The sequence below is a fragment of the Mesorhizobium sp. M4A.F.Ca.ET.090.04.2.1 genome (assembly GCF_003999085.1).
Lineage (GTDB): Bacteria > Pseudomonadota > Alphaproteobacteria > Rhizobiales > Rhizobiaceae > Mesorhizobium.
On the sequence record NZ_RZOT01000872.1, the window covers coordinates 1 to 1,248 of the forward strand.

Below are 1,248 nucleotides of genomic sequence, written 5' to 3' on the forward strand. Positions count from 1 at the left end.
GAGCGAAAGGCTTGAAGCGCGTCCGGGTCGATCGGACGGCCGAACGCTTCGGCGTCGACAGCGTCAGCGATCACCGCCACGCGGCGATCCAGCCCGGTTTCCGCTACGGCTTCCCTACCGTAACGCTCGGTGAGTGCGACAACACGGTCGGCCGACATCAAAGCATAGCGTTCCAGCCAGCGGGTGACATCATACGTCTTCCCCTTGAGCCGCAGTGCATGCTGGAGCCCGGACCAGAGCTGCGTGTTCATCGATACGACGAGAGGTATCTTCAGCCTGGAGACCAGAATGGCCATGGCCCGGCACCAGACCGAGTGGTTGAAGTGGATATGGACGACATCATAGCGGCCGCGTGCTCGAAGCAGCTCCGGCAATGCGGCCAGGAACCAGGTGAAGCAGAGCAGCGGGCCGGCGGCGAACTCCGGCAGCCAGAAGCCTGCGCATTTGAGGCGCATCCTCGGCGAAAGCTGAACCTCTCTCGGGCTTCCGGGAATGAACGTGGTCAGAATGGTCTGGGCGGCGCCGGCCTCGTCCATCGCATTGGCGATTGTCCATGTCTGATTCTGCAGGCCGCCGACCGGATCGAAGGCGACCGGCCATGTGCCTGGCCGATAAAAGTGCGGCGTGATCCGCAATATCCTGAGCGTGCTGTCGCCGGTCATCTGCCACTCTATTCAGCCACTAAAAATGGAGCAACGATCGCCATCCGGGAGCGAACCGCAATCGCGCAAACAATCCATTCAAGGCAAGATTTGAGGACCCCCACGCGGGGATACCTTATCGTATGTCGTCAATTCAAGTCAGAGTTGACGACAATTCGCCTATACCAGCAATATAGTTGCATCCGCAAGAAATGCAGGTGCCGGCGGCCTCACTCTGTTTGAACGGCGGATGTCTCGGCCGGATCGACGCCGCCCCGTTTCGGCGCGGTCAGCACCAGAGTGGCGACAATTACAATCGCCGCAATCGTCATGGCCATGAGGACGGTTCTTCCCATGGTTGTGAGCTAGGGTGGCCTTCCGCGATGGCAAGACTGGCCCCGGTGCCGGAGAATGGCAGGCCGGCCGGACAACATCGCCGAGCCCCTTGAACCGACTTCCGGAATAATGCACACCGCGCCGGCATGATCAAAACGACGCAGGCTCATCCGCTCGACCATCTGGTGCTGCCGACAGCGCGCCTGGATGCCGCGCGGGTGCGGCTGGGTTCACTCGGTTTTGTCGTGGCGCCGACCGGCATCCACCCGTT

At 61.5% G+C, this 1,248-nt stretch carries 1 protein-coding gene and 1 pseudogene; one reads left to right on the forward strand and one right to left on the reverse strand.

Features of this window, described 5'->3' with window-relative positions; translation table 11 throughout:
* The coding region (locus EN781_RS32765) for a glycosyltransferase family 4 protein (RefSeq protein ID WP_145965799.1) at positions 1 to 662 on the reverse strand (662 nt) is incomplete at its 3' end.
* Between the two features lie 461 nt (positions 663 to 1,123).
* Here EN781_RS32765 and EN781_RS35685 point away from each other — a divergent pair.
* Positions 1,124 to 1,248, forward strand: a pseudogene (locus tag EN781_RS35685) (VOC family protein); the annotation flags it as partial.